The sequence below is a fragment of the Skermanella stibiiresistens SB22 genome, assembly GCF_000576635.1.
Lineage (GTDB): Bacteria > Pseudomonadota > Alphaproteobacteria > Azospirillales > Azospirillaceae > Skermanella > Skermanella stibiiresistens.
In genome coordinates this window covers 1-722 of the sequence record NZ_AVFL01000110.1, presented here as the reverse complement: position 1 = coordinate 722, position 722 = coordinate 1, and the positions used below count along the sequence as shown (strand labels likewise).

2 protein-coding genes are annotated in these 722 nt (G+C 66.3%); both read right to left on the bottom strand.

What is annotated here, in order from left to right; translation table 11 throughout:
• The coding region (locus tag N825_RS35685; RefSeq protein WP_037462425.1) for an NAD(P)(+) transhydrogenase (Re/Si-specific) subunit beta at positions 1-417 on the bottom strand (417 nt) is incomplete at its 3' end.
• A 17-nt stretch (positions 418-434) separates the two neighbouring features.
• On the bottom strand, positions 435-722 hold a 288-nt coding region (locus tag N825_RS35680), incomplete at its 5' end, for a proton-translocating transhydrogenase family protein (RefSeq protein WP_037462423.1).

Below are 722 nucleotides of genomic sequence, written 5' to 3'. Positions count from 1 at the left end.
GATGGCGCCGATCGCGACGCCCAGCGCCATCTCGATCAGGCTGCCGGTGCGGATGGCGCCCGACGTGCCGATGCCGTAGGCCTCCGGCGCGTAGAACGCGGCGATGGCGACGAACACGGCGGCCAGGCCGACCAGGCTATGGAAGGCGGCGACCAGCTGCGGCAGCGCCGTCATCTCGATCTTGCGCGCCGTGATGGTGCCGATGGTGCCGCCGATCGCCAAGCCGGCCAGGATCAGCGGCAGCGACAGGCCGCTGATCAGGCCCGGCAGCAGCAGGGTGGTGACGATGGCGATCACCATGCCGGCGATGCCGAAGTTGTTGCCCTGGCGGGAGGTCTCGGGGCTGGACAACCCGCGCAACGCCATGATGAAGCAGATGGCGGCGACGAGGTAAGCGAGTGGGGCGAATGCGGCCATGTTGGTTCAGGGCTCCCTTATGCCTTCTTCTGCTTCTTCTTGTACATCGCCAGCATGCGCTGGGTGACAATGAAGCCGCCGAAGATGTTGACCGAGGCCAGGATGACGGCGAGGAAGCCAAGCATCGTGGAGAAGGTGAAGCCGTCCGTGCTGCCGGTCGCGATCAGGGCGCCGACGATGATGACGGAGGAGACCGCGTTGGTGACGCTCATCAGGGGAGAGTGCAGCGCCGGCGTCACGCGCCAGACGACGTAGTACCCGACGAAGCAGGCCAGCGCGAAGACCGTCAGCCCGGTGATGAAGAA